This is a genomic window from Peribacillus sp. P4_D6, from assembly GCF_056401795.1.
Map to the genome: position 1 here is coordinate 1 of NZ_JBFUIQ010000210.1, position 4,353 is coordinate 4,353.

Below are 4,353 nucleotides of genomic sequence, written 5' to 3' on the forward strand. Positions count from 1 at the left end.
GTTCTTAAAGATTTGCTCGAAACCAAGGAACTTGATGATGCTAGCATTAACTGTCGGGTGGAAGCGTAGACCTCCTTTGTATGGTCCAATTGCGCTGTTGAACTGCACGCGGAAACCACGGTTCACATGTACATTCCCAAGGTCATCAACCCAAGGAACACGGAAGGTAATCATTCTTTCCGGTTCCACGAGTCTTTCTAATAACCCATTTTTCATATAGGCTGGATGTTTTGYAAATACTGGAACTAATGAAAGGAAAATTTCCTTCACTGCTTGATGGAATTCACTTTCATGAGGATTACGCTCTTTTACTTGTGCGTACACTTGGCTTACAAATTCTTTAGCCACTTGTAGATTATCTTTTCGGACTACTTGTGATGTTATTATTCCTTTTTTACCCCTCTTTTTTGTTATATAATGCTTCACACCTTGAAACGGAATAACATTTACAACAGCTGAATTTTAAAATCCTTTATCCAAAATCCAAGGATGCTGTTTTTGTTTTACCTGTGCTTGAACATCTCTAAGTGTTAAATCCAACCCAATGGCAATAGCATCTACTTTCATTCCTGTCTCGGACTGCTTTACGATTAAGTTAAACTCATTAAGTATTCAATTGATCAATTGAATTATAGTATTCATGTTCTTATTAGTCAAGTAAAAATAACCGCTTTGTCTCTATCTAAAAAATATAAACTTTTAAAGAGAAATTTACMTTCCTAATTAGAAACATTTATAGTTAAATTAAGAGAGAACATATCTAACCTCCCTGTACCAACTGATAGGTACAGGGAGCTGGTCATACAAATTAATTCGTTCTGTTACTCGGCCATTTACTGTTAAGATAAGTTATATTGTTGAATAATTACATCAACAATAATGTAGAATCCATAAAATATTTTAAATAGACTTAACCTTTATTAAAAATAATAATGCTGAAAGGAGGAACTAAATTGGGAGGAACTGAATTTGAATATGTTTTAGATCACGTTGGAATTGCTGTTAGAAGTATTGATGATGCTCTTCCCTTTTATCTTAATGTATTAAATGGAGTATTAGAGGACCGTTATACAAGTGATACACCTGGTGTTGAAGTACACGTTGCTGTTGTCAGAACTAATGATAAAGTAATTGAATTATTGGCACCAACCAACAAGAACTCTCCAATGGCTCGGTTTATAAAGCAACGAGGAAAAGGAGTGCATCATATTGCATATCGAGTTGACGATTTGGACAAAGCAATACTCGAGGCAAGTAAAAATGGGGTTCGTTTTCTAGAGGATACACTACGTACAAACCCACGCGGGAGAAAGCTCATTTATGTTAATCCCGTATCAACTGATGGAACTTTGATTGAACTTTGTAGCTATTCAAATAATTAAAGAAAATTTAATTAGAATTATCTTATTTGGCAGAAGCAAGCTCAAAATCCAGAAAAAACCACAACAAAAAAGGCCAAGTAAACGCTTTTTAAAAAAAGGATGAGCCTTCGGAATGGTCATTATTGAGTTGGCAGGTAATCAACGTATAGAATCGACTGGCACAACGACAAAAAAAAGGATTAAACTCCCATGAGAACTCCCCCCTATAGAGCACGACAGTCGGTGGTTCACCGTGGTCGTTGGAGTCAGACTAACAGATGGGCTCGTTCAAAGACCTTCTTTGCAAGCCATTAAACATTATTGACCCGGAAACCCATTTTCTTTCTCTGGGTGCAGCGCCGGTTTTGCGCTGCATGGATGGCTAACTGGTTCTTTAGTGAAATAAGAAAATAAAAAAGTCGATTCCTTGAAATTGGGAATCCGCTTTTTTTATTGGGAGAAAGCACTCAAGCGTTGTAAATCAGCATTTTCCTGACTCTACCCCAATAAAGAATAAAAAAGACCACCCTCTCATGTGTAGGTCTTTTTTATACGTGTTTCTAAGGCGCTGAAATCTGCAATTAATGAGCTATTATTCGTAAAATAAAAGTTAATTGCGTTAGAGAGCATTTCTCTGCATGTAAAAAGTCATAAATAAATACAAATGGAGAGTTATTCTATAGACTTTGATTTTAAAATGCTATTCCAAGAACTTTAATTATGTTAAGTGAATACTAAAATGTTTCATAAAAACTGAAAAATATTTCTAATCAAACGTCTAATCACTTATGGAATGCCTATTGGCGTGTGTTATTCCAGTTAAATTACATAAGTGAGCGATCAGGATGTACAAAGAACCATAAAACTATAGCCATGATAATTGGAATAATACTAACCAATAACACACCTTCCCCTCCAATTGGTTGGGCAAGCCACCCACAAAGGAGAACCCAATATTGCCTCATAAATTCATCCAACCAGAGTCAGATCCTGAAATAGCTATATAGTATTTAAAGAATAACAACTTCGTACTCTTATCAGTATTCATTTGTTTAGTGTTACCCCATGAATACAAGCTTTAAAATCACCTTTTAGCAAAACTAAAAGGTGTCTTTTATGTAACTTTATTTAAAATTACAGGTTTCTATCTAATGAATATCATGTTTTCTGAAATTACCACCCTTAACTTCTGCTACGTCATATACTGTAACAAAAGCAGTTTCCTCAATCTCATTAATAATTTCTTTGATTTTGCTTTCTTCTAAACGGTTAATGACACATGTGATTTCCTTAAATTTTTTATTTGAATAACTGCCATAAACTTCATTGTATGTTGCACTTCGACCTAAACGATCACGAATGGTCTCGACCATTAATTCGGGTTGAGTTGTGATAATTTTAAAGGTTTTAGAGCCACTTAACCCTACTTCCACTATATGAATCACTTTAGAAGCAATAAAGTAAGCAATTGCAGAAAGAATTGCTCCTTGTAGACCGAATACGGTTGAACCGAAAATAAATACAAACATGTTTAAGAAAAGGATGAAATCACTTGTCCCAAAAGGTAATTTTCGAGAAAGTAATACGGCTAGCATATCAATTCCATCTAATGCTCCGCCATTCCGCAATGCTAATCCCATCCCAAAACCGATGATAATACCACCTACAACGGTAACTAATAATGTATCCCCTTCAATAATCGCTGGGGTATGGTGCATGAGGCTTGTACCAACAGCTAGTGAAGCTATTCCGATAATCGAATAAATCGCGCAACCTTTACCAATTTGTTGATATCCTAACCAGATAAAAGGAAGGTTAATAACGGCAATGAGTAGTCCTAATGGTAATCCAAATAGTTGTGAACCAATGATACTAAGCCCCGTCACCCCCCCATCAGATACATTGTTTGGGATTAATACGGTTTCTAGTCCATATGCGGCTATAAATCCCCCAATCATTACTATTAATCCTCGTAAAATCATTTTTAGCTTATTTGGTTTATGCTTTTTGATTGTGCTCATATAATTCCTCACCTTCAAACATTTTATTTTAATTAAGCTTACTATAATTTCTTCTTTAACTATTCTGCCCCTTTAGTTGAACAAGGAACATTGTGTTAGGCAGTCTTGTCTAAACTTCACAGCCTGGTTACTCTCAAATGTAGAATATTCTACTAGGCCAACTACTAGCATATAATAAAAGAGCACATATTCCATAACTATATAATCATCACCTATCCAAGTATATTTTCTGTTTTATTTAAGAAGGTAGACAGGCAAGCTTACTGAGTTATATACATAGTATCTAAAGGATAGCTACTTCATTCATTAATAATTAATATCTATTTCTGTAGTGTTACCGCGTTAATACAAGTCATATGTACGTAAAGTAGATGTTAAATTAAAATAAAGTTTGATTAGAAATGTTATGGGATTCTTTATTTTAAAGTAACTAAAAAGAACCCATTTTGATTTTTTTCAAAATGGGTTCTTTTTTATGTTTTAAGCTCCGCGATTAATAGAATATGTCGATTGCTTCACGCGTAAACGGAAGTAATTCTTCTCAAATTTCTCGGCATTGACTGGTGTGTTAATCGCTCCTGGACCAATATTATTTACACGAATACCTTTTGGTGCATATTCTAAAGCAAGAGTTTCCTTACCTTCCTTCGTTTTATTTTCCCCTGTTACTCTTCCTTGCCTGCTGCCATATTCATGCTCGCTTCGACATTCTCCTGGTTGATGGTGGTGAATGGTAAATTTCGTTTTCCTGAGAAATTCTCAAGCAAGTCTTTGACATCAATTCCCGAAGATGCTTTTAATGACTCCTGCAAGGATGCCATTAAATCCGTTGCATATCCAGTCACTTTATTAGCCCCACCATTCGCACCGCTTCCGCCTGTGTCCACTACAGTGATCTTGTCGATATTACTAAGCGGGCTTGCCACTTGTTTTGCATATTCCGGCAGCATTTTCAAAATCAWGTCCATTAC

The 4,353-nt window shown here is 35.4% G+C and carries 3 protein-coding genes and 2 pseudogenes; 1 reads left to right on the top strand and 4 read right to left on the bottom strand.

From position 1 onward, the window contains the following. The coding region (locus AC1DVB_RS25480; protein WP_477591552.1) for a Glu/Leu/Phe/Val dehydrogenase dimerization domain-containing protein at positions 1-348 on the bottom strand (348 nt) is incomplete at its 3' end. Positions 349-953: 605 nt separating this feature from the next. On the opposite strand from AC1DVB_RS25480, the gene AC1DVB_RS25485 reads away from it, so the two are divergent. Next, on the top strand, positions 954-1,382 hold the full coding sequence (locus AC1DVB_RS25485) for a VOC family protein (RefSeq protein ID WP_477591554.1): 429 nt from the start codon (positions 954-956) through the stop codon (positions 1,380-1,382). 1,127 nt (positions 1,383-2,509) lie between these two features. On the opposite strand, the gene AC1DVB_RS25490 is transcribed toward AC1DVB_RS25485, so the two are convergent. From AC1DVB_RS25490 to AC1DVB_RS25500, 3 genes and pseudogenes are all read right to left on the bottom strand, one after another. Beyond that, on the bottom strand, positions 2,510-3,382 hold the full coding sequence (locus AC1DVB_RS25490) for a YitT family protein (RefSeq protein ID WP_477591556.1): 873 nt from the start codon (positions 3,380-3,382) through the stop codon (positions 2,510-2,512). A gap of 543 nt (positions 3,383-3,925) precedes the next feature. Next, positions 3,926-4,018 (bottom strand): annotated as a pseudogene (locus tag AC1DVB_RS25495) (SDR family oxidoreductase); the annotation flags it as partial. A 29-nt stretch (positions 4,019-4,047) separates the two neighbouring features. Next, positions 4,048-4,353: pseudogene (locus AC1DVB_RS25500) on the bottom strand (flotillin family protein); the annotation flags it as partial.